This window comes from Phocaeicola faecicola (assembly GCF_013618865.1).
GTDB classification, from domain to species: Bacteria; Bacteroidota; Bacteroidia; order Bacteroidales; family Bacteroidaceae; genus Phocaeicola; species Phocaeicola faecicola.
This window is the reverse complement of the sequence record NZ_JABSOE010000017.1, coordinates 1-21,956: the sequence shown is the minus strand read 5'-3', so window position 1 is coordinate 21,956 and position 21,956 is coordinate 1. Positions and strand designations below refer to the sequence as shown.

Below are 21,956 nucleotides of genomic sequence, written 5' to 3'. Positions count from 1 at the left end.
TTCTGTACCTTGAGTCGTTATAAAGCTATTAGTAAACCTCTCTTAAAAGCTCAGTTCAAAGTATAATAAGTAGTCGTTATAGAAATGTAAACTTGGTAATAGCTATGCTTTAAATGGTTTACACTTTCGGTTTACAGCAGAAAAATCAAGATGTAAATTTATATATCTGATTAACAGATGTATACAAAATGTTTTTATCTTCTTTATCTGTTTGGCATGTTATTCTCACTATTATGAGTATATACTCTTGAGTGCGCACGAAAAGAGTATCGATTTATTCACTTATAATATTGGAATTATGTCATATATAGATAATGAGATACTCGAAAGACTGATAGGAACCATGGTAGAGGGATTTACTCGCATTGAAAAGAAACTGGACCAGATGAACCGTCTGAAAGAATGTATGAACGGAGACAGACTGCTTGATAATGTGGATTTGGCAGAACTCCTTGGTGTGTCACAAAGAACTTTGGCACGTTACAGGCAAGAGGGCAAGATTAAATATTACTCGGTGGAAAAGAACGGGAAATCATTCTATCTCGCCTCAGAGATACAGAGTTTCCTTCTCCAGCGAGGTAAGAACATAGTAAATAATAAGTAGCAAATAGAATAAGTGACCGTATTCTGATGGAAAGATGATACATACGGTCACTTATGCATTATACCGGGATTGCGGTCACTTTCAATGTTTCCAGATTTACATAGGCACCGCGATATAGTGTTTTTCCTTCCTTGAACATTTTCCATAATATGTCACATCCGATATGTGCCAGTGTGGAGTTAATGAACAAATCCTGTTTTTCCAGGGCTTCCGCCAGAGAACAGCTTGGTCCCGATTCTTTTTCTTTGATTTTCGCATAGTCCACTTCTTCGGTGATGACATTCATTTTAGGCATGGGAATATATTCCTGTGAAGAAGGTTGGAGAACTTTCTCACGTACCGTCCCGATGATGACTTGTCCTTTTGTCTGGCTGTTCCCGAAATCCATCCAGTATATGGGAGCCGAATGGTCACTGAAGTTTTCTTTGCGGACTTTCTTCAGGAACTTCCAAAGCGTAAGACGTGAACGAATATTATCCGTACAGGTAATGATGATATTTGCTGTGCTGTCTTCAGAAAAATTCCTGGTAGGAAAACATTGCGGTTCGGTAGTCCATGCGTATCCGAAGAAACGGTTGATGCGTGTGACAAGTGATACGGCCTTGTTCAGTCCCAGTTCCGTCTCACTGAAAAGCTGGCGTCCTATATTGGCCTGGCTTACCGTATCGGGATCGAATACGGTGACATGCAGTCCGGGATGGCCCAATGCCTGAAGTGCCATGCTCATGCGTGCCAGATTGGTTATCACTTGTGAGCCGGTACCTCCGGCTCCGATGACAAATACCGTTACCGGATGACGCGGATTGAGCAGGTAGCGGTCGGTAAAATGTATCTTTTTCATGGAAGTATGTCTTTAAGTTTTTTATTCATGGGCTTGAGTTCGTTCATGTCGAACGGATTGTTTCTTATGTTCTCGGTGACGATGACAAGATTTGAAACGGTAGGATTGACATTTCCTCCCAGATGGGAGAATTCAGTCAGCCAGAACCGTTTTTCCCAGTATTCCAGCAGGGAAAGGAAAGTCGGATTCTGTGGCTTTTCCAAAGAACTGCTGCCAAGGCAGACACTTGAACCGGTCACGTTGAAGAACGGGGCACGGAACAGCGGAGTCGTCTCCACCGGACGTTTTCCCTTGAAGGCGAACACGTCCATGCTTCCGTTTTTTACATGGTAGACAATCCCCGGCAGATTGAACATGCCGTCCTGTATATTGAGATCCTTGTGAAAGAACATCTGTCTCTTTCCGGGCGGATTGTACCAGATATATTCCTCCTGTCCTTTTTTCGGATTGCAGGCCAGCATGTTTTCAGGGACTCTGCCTGCCGGTATCCCACTCATTTCTTCCGTATAGGATTCCAGCAGGGTATTCATGAATTCGTATGTGACGGGGATACCTGCCCCCATCTGTCCGCTTTTTCCGATGGGACGCAATTCTATGAAGTACTTGGTATCAGAATTTCTTCTGTCTTCATACTTGTAGGCTATGATAGCCGCCTTCGGCACCATCATTTTTTGAATATTTTGGGTCAGTTCATTCATGATGTTTATAAATTATAGGTAACATGTTCTACAAATTTCTCAAACCATTTTGAGAACCGTTCCGGATAATTCTCTGGTCTGAACAGTTTTTCAGTTTCCGGTGTGATGAAGGTAAATGATACGGGCGTCTGATTATATGTTTCCTGACAGTCAGTACTGAAACAGCTTTCCATGTCTTTGGTAACCGTATCCGTGATGGAATATGTAAGCAGAATCTGATATTCGAGCGGTGGCGGTTCGAAATCCCTTTCCTTTTCGCTTGCATAATCATAGTCATAATTCAAGATATAAGGGCTGTCCTTTGCAATCAGGGACATCCCTTCAGTAATCAGTTCCAAAAGTCTTTTTTCCTTATTGCTGGAAGGATTGTAGTTGTGGATATGTTCTTCAAGATTCCTGCAGAAAGCCCTGGAGTGCATCCGGCACAGCTTCCTATGGATTCTCCCTTTCTCATATGACCTGAAGAGCTTTTCCTTTCTGTACAAATCCTTTTTCTCATCCTCATCAAGCTGTTCAAAGTCCACATAATCGATACAGACTTCCGACATCTCAAAATAAGGGGTATCGGTTATATCCATCATCCTGTGATACTTGATGAACCGTCTGATGAACTCCAGTGTGATCCTTTTGATTTCACCTTTCAGTCTTTCCGTAAAATCTATCGGTATCAGGAACAGGGTGTAATCAGGCCATTCATGGAAATGATAGATACAGAACTGGAGCCTGTCACCGACAAGTTCCAGATTCACATGATGAGATACTATGGAATCCAATGCATTATATAGCAGGCATATTTTTTCTCTTATGGAAGTCCTGCCTACAGGATGGTATGGCAGCTCCACATCCAGGAGCTGCGCATACTTTATGGCTGAACGGTACAGGAAATCAAGATTCTCTTTGGTGGTGACATTTACCGTTACATCCCTGTCATTCTCAACATACAAATCGGGAGCGATGGAAGGTATTCTCGTGTTCAGAAAACCATGAGGCTTTCTGCAGGAGGGAGTCTTCTTTTCTTTCTGTTCCTGATGCCCCGGCTTATGTCCGTATTTTCGAGTTCCGATATGATAAGTCTGGCTAAATTTTTCAAAGCCCGTTCCGTAAGTTGTGTACATGGTTTCTTGTCTTTACGTTGTTCTTTTTTCATGTTCTTACCCTTTTACTCCGATAGTGGTCTTGAATTCATATACTGCCCGGTCGTCTTCGATTTCCGGTCCGTGTACGGTCGCGGTGGTCAGTTCCGGATAGTTCATTGAATAGAAGTCCATCACTTCAGTCGGAGACATGTTTACGTTCGGATCGTCCAGTACGGTTTCCTGACTGTTCTTCCTCATTTTGAAGACTCTTTTCATTCCTTTAATTTCCAGTGCCATATTGTTTATAGTTTATTGGTTTTACAAGTCATTTATTTTTATATATCAGCAGTATATCATTTCTACCTGTGCCTCGTCCTTCATTCGGTACTCAGCCGGAAAATCCGGATATTCCGCATACGGGTCTTCTCTTAGAAGCTCCCTGTCATTTTCGTCTTCCGGATCGAAGCAGAATGTATCATGGGCTGCCGGTGTAGTCTGGTATTCCCGTCCGTTTCCGTTCTGTACTTGTACCGTTCCGTTCGGTATATGACCGTTTGTCGGCTGCCGTACCTGCTGCTGCGGATATGGCTGCATTGTAGCTCCTTGCGGCATACCTGTTCCTTGCATTACGGGACGGTTTGGAGCAGGTTGGATATATGCTCCGTTCGTTCCATATACCGGTTGAGGCATTTCCTGTGGAATCTGTTGTGGAGCAGGCTGCATGACAGGTTCAGGATTCATAGTATGGGTCTGTTGCTCCGGGAATATGCTTGTTTGCATACCGGGCTGTGGCTGACCGTTCATGCTGCCTTGTGGTTGGGGAATTACCGGCGCCGATTCCTCTGCCATACCGAACAGACTTCCTTCGCTGGCCTGTTTCTGTACTTCCTGCATCTTTTCGTCAATCTCCTTCTGTTTTTCTGAAGGAGCCAGCACCCGTGCCTGTTTCAGCCATGTCATTGCTTCGGAGAACCTTTTTGCGGCAGTTGCTTCATCAGCCTTCTTGAGGAGTTTTTCCATCTTTTCCCGTTTTTCCCTGGCTTCCTTTGATTCGGCCGGTATTGTTGGAGCCTTGGATGATTTGGCCTGTGATGTAGCCTTTTCTGCCTGTTTCTCGAAATTTTCCGCATTGACAAGCAGTCCCTGTACCTTCTGTATCGGTTGGAGTATGGTCTGCAGGAAGCCCATATCCAATTCTGCCGGTGTTCCGTTTACGACCAGTGGCACCATGTTTTGCCGCGTATCTTCTTTCAGGCTGTTCCGCCTTGGCATGACTGCCACACTCAGGTTGTTGTCCACTTTACGGATATTGATATTCAGATCCGTACCTGCTGTAATCATCTGATAAATTGATTGAAAAAACATAATTGAAAAATTTTATGGTTATACATAAGTTTCCTTGAAGAATTCTTTCAGGACATTCTCTCTGTCAGGATTGCTGGAAATATCACGCAGAGATTCCAGATAATAGCCGATGTTTTTAGGCTCATCAACTGTATTGGGCAGACGTCTTTTGACTGGTCTGATATGTTCACTCTGTGGCCATACAGCCGGCATGACAGGAGCAGAAGATATACATGTACTTGTTTTCATATCTGTTGGTTTTATTGGTTAGAAAAACAGGAGTCCGACAATGAAAAAGATAAATGCTATCCTTACAATCAGTAGAAGAGCTCTGAAAAGAAATCCTATGATTCCTCCGGTGAGCAGGAGCATTGCAATCATACCTGTAGGCATGATACCTTTGTCTGTCAGCATAAGTATTCCGATAACCAGTACCAGGGTTACCGCATGCTTGCTGATACTTTCGATAATCTGTAGTTTCATAATCCTTAATTTTATGAATGAATAATCCCATCGGGATGTGTTTTCCCGATTTTATAGGCCTCCGGCCTCTTGGATTGCCTTTTTGCGCAAGGCCTGGCAGGAAAAAATACCGGAGCGTAGCGAGGATGATTTTTTTCTGTCCAGCCAAGCCCTTGAGGGCAGCCTTGCGGCAAAAGGCAGGCAATCCAAGACCTTTGCCGCTTAAAAGCGGAAAAACAGATTCTTTTCTGTACGGATACAAAAAAATGCAGACCTTCCGGCCTGCATTCTTATGGTTATATTGATATGGATGTTATTCTTCTTTTGTGGAATAGGTATTGAAAATGTCATCAGTCATTTCCTTGGCGAGAGTCCTGATCCTGTTCAGGAAGTCCTGTCCGGTTATCATTCCGCTTTCAAGTCCGGCCAGCTGTTTTTCCCAGTCTGCGGTGAGTGAAGTATCCGCAATTTTCTTTCCACGGATGGTTTCGTAGGTGAACATGCCTTTCGGGGTCGGAACGATATATTTCCCTGAATAACGGATATACTTACGGTTAACCAGTGTACGGATGATATTGGTACGTGAGGATACCGTGCCCAGTCCGTTCAGCTCCATGTATTCCACCAGTTCTGCATCCGTGAACGGATCTACCGGCAGCTCTTTTTTGTGTACCATGTTGCATCCGCATACATTCAGAGTATCACCTTTCTCCACTTCGGGGAGTTCTTTGACGGAATATCCCGATGTCGGGATCATGTCGTAACGCATGAACACGTCATGCCAGCCGGCTTCAATGATTCTTGTTTGTTCGGCCTTGAAATGCTGTGCGGCACAAACCGCTTCAACATTTGTCGTTTCTATGCGGCATGGAGCCATGAATGTTTCAAGCATCCTTCCGGCTACAAGTCTGTAAACCTGCATTTCCTTTTCGGACAGATTTCCGGGACGGATACCTGTAATGATGATGGCATGATGTACATTGGCTTTTTCTGCGCTTATTACGTGGCGGGACAAATTGGATATGTCAATACCTCCAGTTCCTTTAGCTGCAGGGAACAGCTCCCATGATAGCAGACACGCCATGATTGGTGGAAGCGAGTCAAACACATCCTCCGTCAGATAACGGCTGGAAGTCCGCGGATAGGAAATCAGTTTCTTTTCATAAAGAGACTGGGCGATGTCATACACCTCTGATGCGGTAAAACCATAGCGGATGTTCGCTTCCTTCTGAAGCTGTGTCAGGTCAAGCAGATCCGGTGGAAGTATTTCCTTTACGCTGTGACTGATACCTGTGATCTGTGCCTGATGTGCCAGCTTGCAGTCCTGAAAAAACATTGTTGCGGATTCTTTGTCGGGAAGATCCTGTGTGCGGCGCATCTTGAAGAGAATGCCGTCCTTTTGCAGGCTGATGTAGATGGGCCAGCTGTCCGATGAAATATGGTTCTCCCTTTCACGGTAGCGTCTGCTGATGGCAGCCAGTACCGGTGTCTGCACCCGTCCGAGGGAATTGTTGCCAAGGCCAGTCGCCTTGCACATGGCATAGCTGGCGTTGATTCCGAGAATCCAGTCCGCCTTGTTGCGGCTGTCGGCAGAAAGGAACAGGCTGTCGTAGCAACTGTCCGGCTTCAGGTTTTCCATGCCTTTACGCACAGACTCGTCGGTAAGAGAGGAAATCCACAGACGGAAGCAAGGCTGTGTACAGTTCAGGTATTGATAGACATAGCGGAATGTCATTTCCCCGTCACGGCTGGCATCGGTAGCCGCAATGATGGTATCGCATGCCTGAAACACTCTCTCGATTACTTTAAACTGGAGCACGGCATCAATGTCCGGTATCCATCCGTTCTCGGTGCGTGTATGCCGTACCATCAGTTCAAATTCGGACGGGATGAAAGGAAAGTCATTCCGTTCCAGCTTCTGGGTTCCGTAGTCCTTCGGCATGGCCAGTGACAGCATGTTCCCGAAAGTCCATGTAACCATGTAGCCGTTTCCTTCCACATATCCGTTTCTTACTTTGGTTGCACCGATGATTCTTCCGATTTCTTTTCCTACACTTGGTTTGTCTGTTAATATGGCAATCATGATAAATTCTGTTTTTATATCTTTCCATACGGACTTACCGTATGGAAAGAGAGATGATACATTATGGATTCTTATTTATTCACCTGAAGGGTTGATACCGTTTACGCTGATGACCGGATTTCCATTCTCGTCTTCAATCAGACTGAGTGTGGCGTCCATGGTCAGTGAAAATACAGGAGTCTTGATTTTTATGGACATGACATTGGTTTCCTCTCCCTGAAGGAGCAGGTCCATGTTTCCGTCCTTTTCAATTTGCGATCTGCTGATACCTATCGATTCCAGTTTCTCCCAATCGATTTGTTCAGCCTTGTAGATATGATGATTGTTCTTGTTCATGTTCTTTCCTTTTTTAGTAGTTGATGATTTGAATGATTTGAATCCCGTTCTGGTCAGACAGCTTGTTTTGCACCTTTTTTCTGCTCCTGTTGCTGGGTATTGTCAGTCTGTGAGGCACGCTGTGAGGTATTGCGGCGTACATCCGGATTTTCCTGGAAATATTGCAGCTGTCCGGTGTTTGCGTTTACTTTCAGGTAGGAATCGAACGGTTTGCCGTTTGGGCCTTTCATACCTGTTACGAGGATAGCCTTTCCGTCCTGAAGATTTGCTCTTTCCTGTGCCGAGAGCAGGTGTCCGTAAACCTCAGCCGGGATGGTAGGTGCCTGGCGTTCGTTGAAACCGTCCGGAGTTCTGGAATACTGTGGTCTTCCGCTTGCCAGGTCCAGCTTGACGAATGACGAGAATTCCTCACCTTTACGGTTGATCATGTTCTCAAGATAGATGGGCTGTCCTTTGCGTAACGCTTCCTTGTCTTCCGGTGTGAGTTGTACCGAACAGATTTCCTTCGGTATGTAGATTTCTCCCGTTTCCGGATTGTGGCGTGTATATTGGAGACCGCCTGTTACCTTATCCATGGTAACGAAGGAGGAAAACAGTTCGCCGTTTTTTCGTTTCATATCCTCTACAAGGATGGTGTGGCCTTCGTTTAACGCTTTGAGCTGCATGGGGGAAAGCGGTACACCGCCAAGCGTCTGCTGGTTGAAAGCCTGGTCTTTCGGGAAAATAAATTCGATGCCTCTTCTTTCCGCATTGTATTGCAGATTGGCATTGAATTCCTTGCCTTGATTGGATTTCATGCCATCCACGAATATCTGTTCACCGTTTTTCAGTTTCTGAATTTCATCCGGAGTCAGAGTCACACCTTTGATTTCATTCGGGATATAGACATGCTCCTGTCGTACGGCTACCAGTTCGTTGGTATTCTTGTCGATGGAAATCAGACACGGCTCTGTCGTGTTGCCACGCAGGTTAAGGTCAGCCACGCGTCCCATGTTCCCGCTCTCACGCAGGTTCTTCTTGTCCTCTTCCGTGAAGATATGTCCGAAATAAGGACGGTCCAGTTCCGGTTCTTTTCTGATACCGTGGATGCCCAGCATGACCTGCCCGCCGTTGGATATGAACGAAAGGCGTGCATCGAGCTTTGCGGTCAGTACCCCAGGAATGTTGAGTGTCAGCGGCATGGTTCTGTTGGTCTTGTATCCTTTCAGCATGCTGTCCAGCTGTCCGGACTGCTCCAGCATTTCCTTGGATATGCCGAACTTACCCAACTCCTCCCAGTTAATCATGTTCTCGTTGTAGCGGTACGTGGGTGTCTGCTGGCGTTGCGGTTCCTGTTGTTCGCGCCCCTGTGCGGCAGCTTCCACCTGTGATACCTGTTCAGGCTGAGCCTGCGTTGTCTGTTCCTGCTTCTTTGCCATTGTTGTTTCCTCCTCTTTTGTTTGACTGTTTTTCTGATTGTTTACTTTCGGTACGATTTCATAGCGTTTCAGAAACTCCTTTACCGCGTCTGTCTTCTTGCCTTCGGCCAGGTCCTTGAGGGCCTGTTTGTTCTGCTTGTAATCATTGAAGGTCATGCGGATAAGCCTGAAATGCGTAGGTTCCTTCAGCTGGCTCCAGAAGTTCTTGATAAAATTTTCGAGAATACTCGAATTCTTGTCGAATTTCAGGAATGAGTTTTCATTCTTCTCTTCCGGTGTAACCGTCTGATAATTGCCTTTCTCGTCTGCCTTGCTGACCACTCCCAAACCCTCCTTGGGGTCATTCTTGTTATGTACCAGCAGAAGCTCGTCAATTTGTTCCACATAAGGCTTTTCCGGTTTCTTTGTCCGGCCTTGCCTTTTTCCCTTGCCTGGACTGTTTTCTTGTGCCATAATCTTTTGTTTTGAGTGACTACTTGATTTGTTTCACAGTCCAAATGTAAGATGATAAATTGAGTAAACATTTGATTTACAAACGGATGGCGTTAGATGTCATCAGGTGTCATCAAATGTCATACGAAGGATAGGAAAGAATGCAAAAACAGTTGGAAAAAAGAATGAAAGGAAGTAGGAAGAGTATAAGTAAAAGCATAGCTAAGCCACCGGACTATGCAGATCGGAGGGAGCTGAAATCCCTGTATTATTTCGGGAGTTGATAGGCAGGCTATGTTTTGTTATTTGGGAAGGTGGATTTTCACAGTATTTGTGAGGTCATATATGGAATATAAGGATAGCCGCCTTTGATTTACGGCTATGCGTCACGTCGGTCGCAGTTAATCCCTGTAATCTTTCCTTTAATTCTAATCCGTTTGCCGCCGCATTCTTTTTCAGGTGAATTTTCATGGCGTAAGCCATAAAGAAAATTCTCCTGAAAAAAGGAATAAATGCGGCTGGCAAATCAGGATTGGGATTTATCTTTGATGGAGGGGATAACTACAAAAATATCTTATATGCATGTTGTTTTTCTTTCCTTAATTCTTCTGAAAATACCTAAAAATAGGTATTGCCAAGGTAAAGTAAAACCTGTAGATTTGTACCATCAAATAGGAACAATGTTCTTTATATGCAAATTTTAAAAGAAAACATACGGGATTGTATATTGAAAGTAGCCAGACAGCAATTTGAACAGAAAGGTTATTCCAAGACTTCCATGCGTGAAATAGCCGAATCGGCAGGAGTTGGTGTCGGGAATATCTATAACTACTTCACGAACAAAGATGATTTGTTTCGTGAGGTAGTGCGTCCGGTATTGTACGCTTTGGAAGCCATGTTGCAAGAGCATCACGGCATACGGGGAGAGGATATTATGATGATGAGATCGGAAGAATACCTGAAATCCTGTATAGACGAATATGTTTCGCTAATTGACAAACATAGTGCATTAATGAAGATTTTGTTGTTTCATGCGCAAGGTTCTTCGTTGGAGTGCTTTCGCGAAAATTATACCGACCGTTCTACCGAATTGGTCAAAATCTGGTTCGCGTCTATGCAGCAGAAGCATCCCGAAATCAATACTGCTGTGTCCGATTTTATCATCCATTTGCATACGGTATGGATGTTTACAATGTTCGAGGAACTGTTGATGCACTCTGTACCCCGACAGGAAATGGAGGCTATTTTACATGATTATATTTTGTTTGAAATTCAAGGTTGGAGGGCAATCATTAAGATATGAGATACAGACAACGTAAATATGAAAAGACAGCTGTATTAGGACGGCTGGAAAGGAGGAAATCTTTACAGAGATTTCCTCCTTTTTTTATGAACAAATCTGAATATTGTTCACTATTAAATACTTAAAGATATGAAACAGAAACATGAGTTTAAGAGCATCGTAGCGGAAACACTACTTATTCCGTTATACATGCGGGCAAAAGAAAGCCATCGAGACAATCCCATTTTGAATGACAAGACTGCGGAACGGCTGGCTGATAATTTGGAATATGATTATTCCAAATTTGATGGGGCGAAACTGAGTGAAGTGGGATGCGTGGTGCGAGGATGGTATTTTGATCATGCTGTACAGCAGTTTATCAAGACTCATCCAAATCCGGTCGTGGTGAATGTTGGCTGTGGGCTGGATACCCGTTTTCAGCGTATCGGAAACGGAAAAGCTATTTTTTATGATATGGATTTGCCAGAAGTCATTTCGTTACGCCGAGAATTGATACACGAACAACCGGGCAATGTCTATATAGCGGCATCCTTGCTGGAAACCGACTGGATGGACGACTTGCTTCGGAAGCATCCCCGTTCGGAATTTATTTTTATTGTGGAAGGAGTTCTGATGTATTTTTATGAGAAGCAGGTAAAAGCCTTCCTGCATCACGTGGCAAGACGTTTCGGGGGAGGTGAACTGTGGTTTGACGTATGCGGTACTATGATGAGCCGTCATGGAGTAAAACCAGATTCACTCCGTGAACATAAGGCTCAGGTTCGTTTTGGCCTAAATAACGGACATGTTATTGAGAAATGGATACCTGAATTGCAACTTATTGAGCAAGCCAACTATATGAAGTTTTTCCGTTCACGCTGGGGATTATTCTTTGGTTATGTATTGGGGCGGATACCTTGGTTATGTTTTAAATTTAGTTCAATGTTGGGATATAAAATAATATAAATAAATCAATCGGTTTATGAAAAATAAATTTTTAGTTAACAAATTATTGCAAAACACCCAGAATCCACAAGGTTTTTTAGGTAAAATGATGTTGTTCGGTATGAACTGTGGTCATGCACGGCTGGCTGAATGGGGAATGTCACATCTTGAATGGCAGGCAAACTGGGTAGTGCTTGATATCGGTTGTGGGGGCGGAGCTAACATTACTGAAATACTTCGTCGCTGTCCTGATGGTATAGTTTATGGATTGGATGCTTCTAATGAAAGTGTTGTTTTTGCACGGAATAAAAACCGTAGGATGTTAGGAAGGCATTGTTTTATAGATGAGGGACGGGCTGATTTACTTCCTTATTCAGACATGACGTTCGATCTTGTTACAGCATTTGAGACTGTTTATTTTTGGGGGGATTTATCCGTTGCTTTCAGAGAAGTAATCCGGGTATTGAAACCTGGTGGACTTTTCATGATATGCAATGAAATGGCTGACCCGACAAATACCATGTGGACAGATCTTATTGATGGGATGAATATACATACCATTGAAGAAATGGAGTCTTGTTTATTGTCTGTTGGATTTAATGAAGTAAAAGCAGATAAAAAGAAAGAGAATATATGTATAGTTGCGAGAAAATAATATAATAATGGGAACTTTAAAAAAATTACAGGGTTATATGGGACAGCGACGGATTCTTTTTCCTTTGTCCCTCATTCTGTCGGCTCTTAGTGCGTTGGCAGGATTGGTGCCGTACATATTGATATGGCTTATTGTAAAAGAATTACTTGTACCGGAAACTACTTGCAATACGGATATGATGGTTTATGCCTGGTGGGCAGCTGGTTTGGCCGTGGGAGGTGTTTTACTTTATTTTGCTGCATTGATGGCTTCACATCTGGCTGCTTTTCGTGTGGAAAGCAATATCCGGCGTGATGCGATGAAACGTGTAGTAGCTATGCCGCTCGGTTTTTTTGATCAAAATACATCCGGACGTATCCGTAAGATTATTGATGACAATGCCAGTATTACACATACTTTCCTGGCCCACCAGTTGCCTGATCTGGCGGCTACGGTATTGATGCCTCTGTTGACTACGGTACTTATTTTTGCTTTTGACTGGCAGTTGGGATTGGCCTGTCTTGTCCCCGTACTGGTAGCGATGGGCTTAATGACTTACATGATGAACGGAAATGGACGGGAATTCATGAGTAAATACATGACTGCGCTGGAAGAAATGAATACGGAAGCTGTAGAATATGTGCGTGGTATTCCTGTAGTAAAAGTATTTCAACAGACCATTTATTCTTTTAAGAATTTTCATCTCAGTATTATGAATTATAATAGAATGGTAACTGCATACACACGTATGTGGTGTCATCCTATGACATTCTATACGGTAATTATCAATGGCTTTGCCTTCTTTCTGGCTCCTGTTTCCATACTGATGATAGGGCGTGGAGATGAGCCTGTATCAGTACTAGTAGATTTCTTCCTCTTTATTCTGCTTACACCTCTTTTTTCACAAAGTATTATGAAAAGCATGTATCTCCAACAAGCTACGGGGCAAGCAGGAGAAGCGATAAACAGGTTGGAAGATTTACTGAATTATGAAGTGCTGAAAGAAGCGGTTAATTCACAAAAGCCCAAACGGTTTGATATAATGTTCGAACATGTTTCTTTTTCTTATCCGGGTACCGGACAAAAGGTCATAGACAACATCAGTTTTAAACTTCCCCAAGGTCAGACTTATGCTCTTGTGGGGGCTTCCGGCAGTGGAAAAACGACAATAGCCCGTCTGCTTCCACGCTTCTGGGATGTGCAGGAAGGTCGGATTAGTATAGGCGGTGTAGATGTACGGGATATTTCTAAAGAGTCATTAATGGACAGTATTGCCTTTGTTTTCCAGCAGGCTCATCTTTTTAAAACGACCTTATGGGAAAATCTCATTTACGGCAAATCAAATGCTACAAAAGAAAAAGTAAACCGTGCGATTGATGCGGCACAGTGCAGGGAAATTATAGACCGTTTGCCGGATGGATTGCAAACAAAAATTGGGGCTGAAGGTACTTACTTGTCTGGTGGTGAACAGCAGCGTATTGTACTGGCACGTGCCATTCTTAAAAATGCGCCTATTGTGGTACTTGATGAAGCTACGGCTTTTGCCGATCCGGAGAATGAGGTACTTATTAAACATGCTCTGAAAGAATTGACTCGTGGAAAAACTGTTCTGAAGATTGCTCACCGCTTGTCAACTGTAGTTGATGCTGACCGTATTCTTGTAGTAGATAATGGGAAAATAGTAGAAGAAGGAACTCATCAGGAGCTCTTGGTAAAGAAGGGAATTTATGCGGCAATGTGGAATGAATATAACCGTTCCGCAAGCTGGACTATTAGCAGAAAGGAGGATAATAATCATGATTAAAACCATACAACGACGCTTTGCCCTGTCATACCAGGGAGCTAAAGATTTTCTGAGAGGTGTACTGTTTACTACACTGTTGGATCTGGCACTGATGCTGCCAGCTGTTTATGTTTTCCTGTTTTTGGATGATTGGCTGAAACCTTTGCTTGTTTCCGAAACGTCACCTGTTCATGGGTTATTTTACTATGGATTGCTTGGTATAGGTTTTATGGGAGTAATGTATGTGATAGGCTTTTTCCAGTATAACAGTACTTTTACTTCGGTCTATGACGAAAGTGCAATACGCCGAGTGTCATTGGCAGAGAAGTTACGTATATTGCCATTGGCTTTTTTCGGAGAGAAGAATCTTTCAGACCTTACAGCTACCATTATGGATGACTGTACGGACATGGAACATACTTTTTCACATGCTGTTCCACAGCTATTTGCTTCTCTAATTGCGATCTTGTTAATTTCAATCGGCATGTTTTTCTATAACTGGCAGTTAGCCTTGGCTCTTTTCTGGGTAGTTCCGGTAGCAATGGCGTTACTTATATTTTCTCAACGAAAAATGAGAATGGGTAATCGTGAGAATTATCAGAACAAACGGGCAGTAAGTGAAGCTATTCAGGAAGGATTGGACAATATACAAGAAATAAAAGCATATAATCAAGAGACAAACTACCGCCAGACCCTTACCAACAAGATTGACTCCTACGAACAGGCACTGACCCGTAATGAACTGTTGCTTGGCGTATTGGTGCATGGAGCTCAAAGTTTGCTTAAGTTAGGCATAGCTTCTGTTATCATAGTTGGAGCTGATATGCTTTCAACAGGCAGGCTTGATCTTTTTGTTTATCTTATCTTTCTTGTCCTTGGTTCCCGGGTTTACGCTCCTATAGATGAGGTGATGAACAACCTTGCTGCCCTTTCTTATCTTGATGTACGTATTCGACGTATGCGCGAGATGCAGGACATGCCTGTTCAGCATGGAACAACAGAGTTCACGCCTGAAAATTTTGACATAGTGTTCAATCATGTAGATTTTGCTTACGAAACGGGCAAGCAAGTATTGCATGACGTGAGTTTTATTGCTCGTCAGGGTGAAATTACAGCATTGGTAGGTCCTTCTGGGAGCGGTAAAAGTACAGCCGCTAAACTTTCCGCGCGTTTTTGGGACATAGGACAGGGGGCAATCACTCTTGGTGGAATTGACATCAGCAAGATAGAGCCGGAAACTCTACTACGTTATTTCTCTGTTGTCTTTCAGGATGTGGTTTTATTCAATGCATCTGTTATGGATAATATTCGTATCGGTCGCCGTGATGCAACGGATGAAGAAGTCTTGCGTGTGGCACATTTGGCACAATGTGATGAATTCGTAACCAGGATGCCTGACGGATACCGTACTATTATCGGAGAAAATGGAAATACACTTTCCGGAGGTGAACGTCAGCGTATTTCTATAGCCCGTGCTTTACTTAAGGATGCTCCTATCGTTCTATTGGATGAAGCTACGGCATCACTTGATGTTGAAAACGAAACTAAAATACAAACGGCGATTTCAGAACTTGTGCGTGACAAGACGGTCCTCATTATTGCCCATCGTATGAGAACTATTGCCAATGCGGATAGAATTGTGGTATTGAAAGACGGTATGGTAACAGATATAGGCACTCCTGATGAGCTTATCCGAAAAGAAGGATATTTTAAACGCATGATAGAGTTACAAATGAAAAAAGAATAATTATGGAAATTTATCATCATATACATTGTTCGGGACATGGTCATCATAACCATGTCCCAGCTACAATCAACAATATTATATTGTTTTGTGTAGTCTTGAATCTTGTTTTTGTCATATTTGAGGCTATTATGGGGGTTGTATATAATTCTGTAGGCCTCTTATCGGATGCCGGACATAACATGAGTGATGTGTTCAGCCTTCTTCTTGCATTACTTGCTGTACGTATTGTTAAAATACATGGTAATGCCCATTTTACTTATGGTTACAAAAAAGCGACAGTTCTTATATCCTTATTGAATAGTGTCATTCTGTTAGTAGCTGTAGGAGCTATAGTTATAGAAAGTATATACAGATTTAAGAATTCAGTTCCGGTATCAGGAATCGCTGTAAGTTGGACTGCCGCAGCTGGAATTATCATTAATGGATTGACGACGATATTGCTTATGAGACAGAGAAAGCATGACTTGAATATGCGTGGAGCTTTCTTGCACATGTTGGCAGATACGGTAGTATCAGTCGGAGTTGTTATTTCAGGTATTATAATCAGTATTAAAGGCTGGATGTGGATAGATCCTGTCATCAGCATATTGATAGCCAGTGTTATTATGTTCTCAACAATCAGTTTATTAAAAGAAAGTCTGTTCATGTCAATGGATGCAATCCCAGAGAATGTGAATATAGAACATATAAAGAGCGAAATAAATAATATGGATTATATTTTGGAGTGGCATCATTTACATATATGGCCTATAAGTACAACAGAAAATGCGGCAACGCTTCACATTGTAATTAATAGTATGAATGTAATGCATGATGTTAAACAGAATTTGAAAATATTATTTGCCAACAATGGTATAAGTCATTGTACTATTGAGTGTGAACTTCCCAATGAATATTGTGATGATAGAGAATGTTGTACTTAGAAGATAAATATGAAAACAGATAAAGGTTTCTTTACTTTTAGAAAGATTAGTTTGTCTTTGCATAAGAAAATATTATTAAGCTATTTATGTCTTCTCATTTTAACTTGTGGACTTGTTTCAATTATATTTGTAGAGAGAGCTAAAGTCCGTGAATCAGAGAGGATATTAAAATCGATCAATACAGTCAGAAGAAGTATTGATGATGTTCATTTTGCGATAATACGTCTTTGTACTAAAGGAGAATCAGTCATTTCATGGGATAATTCTGATTTTAATATTTATCATCAATATCGTCTTTCTGTAGATAGTCTTTTACAGGATATGAAGGTTAAATGTAGCGGATTTGTCCTTCCTCATCAGATAGATTCTTTATGTGATTTGTTGTATAAAAAAGAAATAAACTTAGGGTATATAATGAACACTGTAAAAAGTAGGGAAAAGTCAGACAGCATTTTTGCTAATAAACTGCCTGTTATAGCAAAAGAGACAGTCCGGATGAAAACAATAAGTCAGAAAAAGAAAGGAATTGCTGGCTTGTTTGGGAAAAAAGAGATTGTTCAGATTCCATATTATACAAATGAATTACGTACATTTAATGACAAGCTAATATTTGAGATTGATAAACAAAATGCTCAAGTGGAAACATACATGGATAGTTTGCGTTTACAGAACAAGTTATTAAATAATAAATTATATGACTTTGTCTCTTTTTGGGATTGTCAAATTCAAAAATCCTTTACCGAACGTAACATTACACTTTCTGAAGCTTGGCAAAGTTCTTTTTATCAGTTTATTGCTGTAGTTTCTATTGCTGTAGTTATACTTATTATTTTTTTTTAATTATTCGTTCTGATTTACGTAATGAAGATAAGATAAAATTGAAATTACGGCAGGTGATAAGTGAAAATGAGAATTTACTTGAGATGCGTAAGAAAATCATTCTTACCGTTTCACATGATATTCGAGGTCCGCTTGGTAATATCCATAACTGTGCCGATTTGGCTACCGAAACACGCCAAAAGAAAAAACGTGAGATATATTTGGATGATATTCGTCATTCCTGTCAGCACATCCTTCATTTGGTCAACGACCTGATGGATGCTTATCGGATTAATGAAGCCGGCGACTTGCGTAATGATACCCCTTTTTATCTCAACCGTTTTTTAAAACGAATTTCAGATGAGTTTTCTCGTAAAGCAGCCTCAAAAGGTCTGATTTTATATTCGGAACATAATGGCTCAAATGTAACTGTAAAGGGTGATGCAGATAAACTCGAACAGGTACTGGCGAATTTGCTTACAAATGCTATCAAGTTTACTTCCAGAGGAAACATCAATTTCCATTCAGAATATTCAGAAGGAAAACTGCACATTGAAATCAGGGATACCGGTATCGGTATGGATAAGGAAACATTGAAAATAATATTTGCTCCATTTGAGCGTGCCGCACAGAATGTCAATTCTGAAGGTTTTGGTTTAGGGCTTTTCCTTACCAAAGGATTAATTAAAGTTTTGGAAGGAAAAATGGATGTGGAAAGTGCACTCGGTAAAGGAAGTGTGTTCAGACTAGAACTTCCTTTGCCTGAAACGGATGAATTAGTTGATGAAGACACCCCAGATCATAATGCAACAACCATATTGCCTAAGAATGTTCTTGTAGTGGACGATGATCCTATACAACTGAAAATAGCGGAAGATATGCTAGGGCGTAGAGGTATATCCTGTAAAACCTGTATGAATGTAAGTGAAGTAGTAACCGCTCTTGAAAATTTTGAATATGATTTGGTCTTGACGGATGTACAAATGCCTGATACAGACGGATTCAGTTTGTTAAGACTGCTCCGCAATTCGGATATCGGCAATTCAAGAACTATTCCTGTTGCAGTCATGACTGCCCGTGGTGACGGCAATTCCGGAATCTATGAAAAAGAAGGATTTGCAGGCTGTATTTATAAGCCTTTCAATATCCACGGATTGCTTGCTTTTTTATCTACAGTCATATCTCAGAGACAAGCTTCAGTTTCCGGAAATTTTGAGTTTTCCAGTTTATTAGAGAATACGGATGATTATTGTCACATGCTTTCTCTAGTCGTTATGGAATCTGAAAAAGAATTGAAGGAGATGGAATCAGCTGACAGGATAACCGACCGTGAGACCATGAGGAAAATAATACATCGGATGATGCCGGTATGGGAAATGCTCGGGAAAGACAATATCTTACGTGATTTTCAAAGGATACTGCATGATAGTGATATTCAAAATGAAACTGTTCATGAACATGCAATACAGACTATGGAGTGGCTTAAAAAATTAATAAAAGAAACAAAAAATGAGCTGAAAAAATATGAAAATTCTGATAGTTGAAGACAATATAATACTTTGCGGCATGATTGAAAAATGGCTGCAGAAGGCCGGTTACGAAGTATTGGCAGCTATAGATGAACCAGGTGCACGTAATATTCTGAAGAAAAACGAAATCAATCTTGTATTGGGAGACGTACGCCTGCCGGAAGGTGACGGTATCAGCCTTTTGGAATGGATGATGCGTTCTAAGATGGAAGTTCCATTTATTGTCATGACAGATTATGCCTGTATCAAGGATGCAGTCCGTGCTATCAAACTCGGCGCTAAGGATTATTTGCAAAAGCCTGTTCATCAAGAGCTAATGATAGAATTAGTACATAGTATGCTTAAGCAGCCTGTTATTGTACGTAAAGAGCGTTCTTTTGTTGAACGTACCAGTGAAGCTGCCAGAAAAGCCGCTTCACTTGCCCGTCGAGTGGCACCTTCGGATCTTTCTGTTATGATACTCGGTCCGAGTGGCAGCGGTAAGGAAGTGATAGCCCAGATGATACACCGTTATAGTGACAGACGTGACAAAGCTTTTGTTGCCGTCAATTGTGGAAGCATACCTAACGATTTGCAGGCTTCAGAATTTTTTGGTGCAGTCAAAGGAGCTTTTACAGGAGCTGTTGCTGATAGGAAAGGGCATTTTGAAACCGCTAATGGAGGAACCTTATTTCTGGATGAAATCGGTAATATGCCGTATTCCATGCAGATTCTTCTTCTGCGTGTTCTTCAGGAGAAAGAGTTTAACCCGGTAGGAAGTGATAAGGTGAAACGTACGGATGTACGTATTATTTCTGCTACCAATGAGGATATGAAAAAAGCGGTAGAGGAAGGTCGCTTTCGCGAGGACTTGTATTATCGTCTTGCTGAATTGGAAATTTTGCAGCCAGCACTTAAAGAATGTAAAGACGATATTCTCCCGCTTGCCGAGTTCTTCAGAAAAGAACATTCCGGTAGAATACGTATCAAGAATGAGGGATTTACCGAAGAAGCGAAAGCATGTATGTTGGGGTATGACTGGCCGGGTAATGTACGGGAATTAAACGCAAAAATCAAACGTGCAGTAATTGTTGCAGATAATGCATTATTGGATGTCTGTGATTTGGGACTGGAAAATGTAGATTGTAATGATAATCCGGATATTCGTATCATTCAGGAAAAGGAAAGGATACGAAATCTGCTTGATAAAAATCATGGTAATGTCAGCAAGACAGCAGCGGAACTCGGTTGCAGTCGTACAGCCCTATACAAGAAAATGAAGAAACTTGGTCTGAAGTAATCTTTATTCTTTAAGACGGTATACTAGTCTGCATATATTGTTTCGGAATGTTTTGGACTCACGCAAAGTCCATTGTCCGAATTGAATTTTTCCGGTTATGTTTTTCCCGCTTTTGTATGATATTGGAAGCAGGTAAATGACCAGTTCATCTGCGAGTCGGAAGAGAAATACTCCACCAGCATATTCGGCACTTTTTTCGTCCTGTACTTTCATAAAAAAGGTACAGTTATTGTCTCGTCTCTCTTTTGCATCCATCAAATCAAGCATGCCGTAATGCGGATACATGTTGAATGTAGCCCGCTCTTCCCAATAAGGGAAGCCGTTCCGGTCTGTCCTGAGCCATTCCATCAGTATCTCATTTTTGTCCGGCAGAAAACCGTCCAATGTGACGGGCATAATAATCTGTACTTTTGCCATACCTCTGCTATTAAAAATAAAAGCATGAAACCCATGCTTATTTCGAACAGAGGCTCTGACAAAGCCCAACACAGAAACTCGCATGGGCTCACGCTATAGGGTATAGCATAAGCCTCACGCAATAGCCTCCGTGTTTTTGAATTTGTCAGATTCCTGTTCGAGACATCTTGCGACTTATGTATATAATCGATGGAAAACATCCCGTAATCCGTCGTTATGTTCTATTTGAAATCCAAAGATAAAGAATGTTTGCTGAAAATCAAACTGATTCAAGATTTATTTGTCATTCTGTATCTATTCAGTTTTTCTTTTATCCTCTTCTGCACTTTCTATTCCCAGCCGTTCACATAGTTCCGGGTCGTTCTTTATACGTTCCATCTCATCGTTAATGATAGCCTGGGCATCCGCCTTTATCTGGTCATAATTACGCTGTATCTGCTGGAGCATGATGTCATTCCCTTCACTGTCCTTGAACGTGTTGATAACCGGGATTTTTTTATAAGCCTTTTCTTCCGCACTTACTTTGGCATGGTCCACGATAATTTCCGCATGGAAAATCTTTTGGTCGATTTTCTCACCGAAATTGTCCGACACGGAACCGACAAACGTACCCTGTGAAAGATTGGAAATCTTGGATGCAGGAATCAGGGAGTCCAGCTGGGTATTGATTGATGTGGAAACATCCTGACGGTTGATGGATATGGACTGCCGTTTTTGTAGAATCTTACCGAAGCGTTCGGAAAGTGTCTTGGCCGTTTCACCGACCACCTGTCCACTGAATATGTTGCCGACTGTATTTTGAATCACCTTGCTCTCCTTTTCACCGTAGTCACGATTAAGCTGGCTGAAGTCCTGAAATCCCAAACAGACCGCCACCTTGTTGGAACGTGCCGTTGCAATCAGGTTGTCCAGTCCTCGGAAATAGATGGTTGGAAGCTCATCTATAATGACCGTGCTTTTAAGTTGCCCTTTCTTGTTTATCAGTTTGACGATTCTGGAATTATACAGTCCGAGCGCAGCGGAATAGATGTTCTGGCGGTCCGGATTATTGCCCACACAAAGGATTTTAGGCTCTTTCGGATTATTGATATCCAGAGAAAAATCATTGCCTGTCATGACCCAGTACAGCTGTGGAGAAATCATTCTGGTAAGCGGAATTTTCGCGGAAGCTATCTGGCCATAGGCTAAGCACCCAGCGCCTTGCCATTTGTTACAATGGTAGGTTTCCAAGCACTCGCCTCCGAACCGTGCATACAGGTCTCCCCGTACACGGCTCTCCACCTTATCATTCAGTTTAACTTTCC

20 protein-coding genes and 1 pseudogene are annotated in these 21,956 nt (G+C 42.1%); 9 read left to right on the top strand and 12 right to left on the bottom strand.

Annotation, left to right across the window (positions count from 1 at the left end; translation table 11 throughout):
- Nucleotides 1-298 precede the first annotated feature (298 nt).
- The gene (locus tag H3001_RS06590; RefSeq protein WP_032946547.1) at nt 299-604 is read left to right on the top strand and encodes a helix-turn-helix transcriptional regulator; all 306 of its coding nucleotides are present in this window, start codon (nt 299-301) and stop codon (nt 602-604) included.
- 58 nt (nt 605-662) lie between these two features.
- Here the strand turns inward: H3001_RS06590 and H3001_RS06585 are convergent, their stop codons facing one another.
- The 10 genes from H3001_RS06585 to H3001_RS06540 form a co-directional block, all read right to left on the bottom strand.
- Nucleotides 663-1,445: a PRTRC system ThiF family protein gene (locus tag H3001_RS06585; RefSeq protein ID WP_032946546.1), complete on the bottom strand. Its 783-nt coding sequence runs from the start codon at nt 1,443-1,445 to the stop codon at nt 663-665.
- Complete coding sequence (locus H3001_RS06580) at nt 1,442-2,143, bottom strand: prokaryotic E2 ligase family D protein (protein WP_032946545.1); 702 nt, start codon at nt 2,141-2,143, stop codon at nt 1,442-1,444. The genes H3001_RS06585 and H3001_RS06580 overlap by 4 nt, the downstream gene beginning before the upstream one ends.
- A 5-nt stretch (nt 2,144-2,148) precedes the next feature.
- A complete protein-coding gene (locus tag H3001_RS06575) occupies nt 2,149-3,258 on the bottom strand; it encodes a hypothetical protein (protein ID WP_032946544.1) in 1,110 nt (369 codons plus the stop codon).
- Between the two features lie 36 nt (nt 3,259-3,294).
- Entirely contained in the window at nt 3,295-3,516 is a 222-nt protein-coding gene (locus H3001_RS06570; RefSeq protein ID WP_032946542.1) for a PRTRC system protein C, read from the bottom strand.
- Nucleotides 3,517-3,561: 45 nt separating this feature from the next.
- The gene (locus H3001_RS06565; RefSeq protein WP_032946540.1) at nt 3,562-4,584 is read right to left on the bottom strand and encodes a PRTRC system protein E; all 1,023 of its coding nucleotides are present in this window, start codon (nt 4,582-4,584) and stop codon (nt 3,562-3,564) included.
- Between the two features lie 18 nt (nt 4,585-4,602).
- Nucleotides 4,603-4,812, bottom strand: a complete 210-nt coding sequence (locus H3001_RS06560) for a hypothetical protein (protein WP_004294135.1) — start codon at nt 4,810-4,812, stop codon at nt 4,603-4,605.
- 18 nt (nt 4,813-4,830) lie between these two features.
- Nucleotides 4,831-5,046 carry a hypothetical protein gene (locus H3001_RS06555; RefSeq protein WP_032946538.1) on the bottom strand — a complete coding sequence of 72 codons (216 nt, stop codon included), beginning with the start codon at nt 5,044-5,046 and terminating at the stop codon, nt 4,831-4,833.
- 292 nt (nt 5,047-5,338) lie between these two features.
- Nucleotides 5,339-7,108 carry a DNA topoisomerase gene (locus H3001_RS06550; RefSeq protein ID WP_117597249.1) on the bottom strand — a complete coding sequence of 590 codons (1,770 nt, stop codon included), beginning with the start codon at nt 7,106-7,108 and terminating at the stop codon, nt 5,339-5,341.
- A gap of 75 nt (nt 7,109-7,183) precedes the next feature.
- Nucleotides 7,184-7,444 carry a DUF4099 domain-containing protein gene (locus tag H3001_RS06545; protein WP_117597247.1) on the bottom strand — a complete coding sequence of 87 codons (261 nt, stop codon included), beginning with the start codon at nt 7,442-7,444 and terminating at the stop codon, nt 7,184-7,186.
- A gap of 53 nt (nt 7,445-7,497) precedes the next feature.
- Nucleotides 7,498-9,315 carry a DUF3945 domain-containing protein gene (locus tag H3001_RS06540; protein WP_118308662.1) on the bottom strand — a complete coding sequence of 606 codons (1,818 nt, stop codon included), beginning with the start codon at nt 9,313-9,315 and terminating at the stop codon, nt 7,498-7,500.
- 670 nt (nt 9,316-9,985) lie between these two features.
- Between H3001_RS06540 and H3001_RS06535 the strand changes: the two genes are divergently transcribed.
- The 8 genes and pseudogenes from H3001_RS06535 to H3001_RS06500 all read left to right on the top strand — a co-directional run bounded on the left by H3001_RS06535 (nt 9,986) and on the right by H3001_RS06500 (nt 20,235).
- The gene (locus H3001_RS06535; RefSeq protein WP_004294130.1) at nt 9,986-10,597 is read left to right on the top strand and encodes a TetR/AcrR family transcriptional regulator; all 612 of its coding nucleotides are present in this window, start codon (nt 9,986-9,988) and stop codon (nt 10,595-10,597) included.
- A 129-nt stretch (nt 10,598-10,726) separates the two neighbouring features.
- Nucleotides 10,727-11,542, top strand: coding sequence for a class I SAM-dependent methyltransferase (locus H3001_RS06530; RefSeq protein ID WP_004294129.1), 816 nt, complete (start codon nt 10,727-10,729; stop codon nt 11,540-11,542).
- A 16-nt stretch (nt 11,543-11,558) separates the two neighbouring features.
- Entirely contained in the window at nt 11,559-12,176 is a 618-nt protein-coding gene (locus H3001_RS06525) for a class I SAM-dependent methyltransferase (RefSeq protein ID WP_004294128.1), read from the top strand.
- A gap of 7 nt (nt 12,177-12,183) precedes the next feature.
- Complete coding sequence (locus H3001_RS06520) at nt 12,184-13,959, top strand: ABC transporter ATP-binding protein (RefSeq protein ID WP_118420477.1); 1,776 nt, start codon at nt 12,184-12,186, stop codon at nt 13,957-13,959.
- The gene (locus tag H3001_RS06515) at nt 13,952-15,685 is read left to right on the top strand and encodes an ABC transporter ATP-binding protein (protein ID WP_004294125.1); all 1,734 of its coding nucleotides are present in this window, start codon (nt 13,952-13,954) and stop codon (nt 15,683-15,685) included. The genes H3001_RS06520 and H3001_RS06515 overlap by 8 nt, the downstream gene beginning before the upstream one ends.
- Nucleotides 15,686-15,687: 2 nt before the next feature.
- Nucleotides 15,688-16,608 (top strand): cation diffusion facilitator family transporter, encoded by a 921-nt coding sequence (locus H3001_RS06510; RefSeq protein WP_118308664.1) that lies wholly within the window; start codon nt 15,688-15,690, stop codon nt 16,606-16,608.
- A 9-nt stretch (nt 16,609-16,617) separates the two neighbouring features.
- A pseudogene (locus tag H3001_RS19760) lies at nt 16,618-18,971 on the top strand (ATP-binding response regulator).
- Nucleotides 18,952-20,235: a sigma-54-dependent transcriptional regulator gene (locus H3001_RS06500; RefSeq protein WP_181214455.1), complete on the top strand. Its 1,284-nt coding sequence runs from the start codon at nt 18,952-18,954 to the stop codon at nt 20,233-20,235. Before H3001_RS19760 ends, H3001_RS06500 begins: the two are co-directional and overlap by 20 nt.
- A gap of 3 nt (nt 20,236-20,238) precedes the next feature.
- Here the strand turns inward: H3001_RS06500 and H3001_RS06495 are convergent, their stop codons facing one another.
- A complete protein-coding gene (locus H3001_RS06495) occupies nt 20,239-20,652 on the bottom strand; it encodes a hypothetical protein (RefSeq protein ID WP_004294120.1) in 414 nt (137 codons plus the stop codon).
- Nucleotides 20,653-20,946: 294 nt separating this feature from the next.
- Nucleotides 20,947-21,956 (bottom strand): TraM recognition domain-containing protein (locus H3001_RS06490; protein ID WP_246368513.1); only part of this gene is annotated, 1,010 nt, incomplete at its 5' end.

Excerpts from the sequence above, each read along its gene's own strand:
- H3001_RS06590 (WP_032946547.1), top strand. The coding sequence starts at position 299 with ATGTCATATATAGATAATGAGATACTCGAAAGACTGATAGGAACCATG.
- H3001_RS06585 (WP_032946546.1), bottom strand. The coding sequence starts at position 1,445 with ATGAAAAAGATACATTTTACCGACCGCTACCTGCTCAATCCGCGTCAT.
- H3001_RS06580 (WP_032946545.1), bottom strand. The coding sequence starts at position 2,143 with ATGAATGAACTGACCCAAAATATTCAAAAAATGATGGTGCCGAAGGCG.
- H3001_RS06575 (WP_032946544.1), bottom strand. The coding sequence starts at position 3,258 with ATGTACACAACTTACGGAACGGGCTTTGAAAAATTTAGCCAGACTTAT.
- H3001_RS06570 (WP_032946542.1), bottom strand. The coding sequence starts at position 3,516 with ATGGCACTGGAAATTAAAGGAATGAAAAGAGTCTTCAAAATGAGGAAG.
- H3001_RS06565 (WP_032946540.1), bottom strand. The coding sequence starts at position 4,584 with ATGTTTTTTCAATCAATTTATCAGATGATTACAGCAGGTACGGATCTG.
- H3001_RS06560 (WP_004294135.1), bottom strand. The coding sequence starts at position 4,812 with ATGAAAACAAGTACATGTATATCTTCTGCTCCTGTCATGCCGGCTGTA.
- H3001_RS06555 (WP_032946538.1), bottom strand. The coding sequence starts at position 5,046 with ATGAAACTACAGATTATCGAAAGTATCAGCAAGCATGCGGTAACCCTG.
- H3001_RS06550 (WP_117597249.1), bottom strand. The coding sequence starts at position 7,108 with ATGATTGCCATATTAACAGACAAACCAAGTGTAGGAAAAGAAATCGGA.
- H3001_RS06545 (WP_117597247.1), bottom strand. The coding sequence starts at position 7,444 with ATGAACAAGAACAATCATCATATCTACAAGGCTGAACAAATCGATTGG.
- H3001_RS06540 (WP_118308662.1), bottom strand. The coding sequence starts at position 9,315 with ATGGCACAAGAAAACAGTCCAGGCAAGGGAAAAAGGCAAGGCCGGACA.
- H3001_RS06535 (WP_004294130.1), top strand. The coding sequence starts at position 9,986 with ATGCAAATTTTAAAAGAAAACATACGGGATTGTATATTGAAAGTAGCC.
- H3001_RS06530 (WP_004294129.1), top strand. The coding sequence starts at position 10,727 with ATGAAACAGAAACATGAGTTTAAGAGCATCGTAGCGGAAACACTACTT.
- H3001_RS06525 (WP_004294128.1), top strand. The coding sequence starts at position 11,559 with ATGAAAAATAAATTTTTAGTTAACAAATTATTGCAAAACACCCAGAAT.
- H3001_RS06520 (WP_118420477.1), top strand. The coding sequence starts at position 12,184 with ATGGGAACTTTAAAAAAATTACAGGGTTATATGGGACAGCGACGGATT.
- H3001_RS06515 (WP_004294125.1), top strand. The coding sequence starts at position 13,952 with ATGATTAAAACCATACAACGACGCTTTGCCCTGTCATACCAGGGAGCT.
- H3001_RS06510 (WP_118308664.1), top strand. The coding sequence starts at position 15,688 with ATGGAAATTTATCATCATATACATTGTTCGGGACATGGTCATCATAAC.
- H3001_RS06500 (WP_181214455.1), top strand. The coding sequence starts at position 18,952 with ATGAAAATTCTGATAGTTGAAGACAATATAATACTTTGCGGCATGATT.
- H3001_RS06495 (WP_004294120.1), bottom strand. The coding sequence starts at position 20,652 with ATGGCAAAAGTACAGATTATTATGCCCGTCACATTGGACGGTTTTCTG.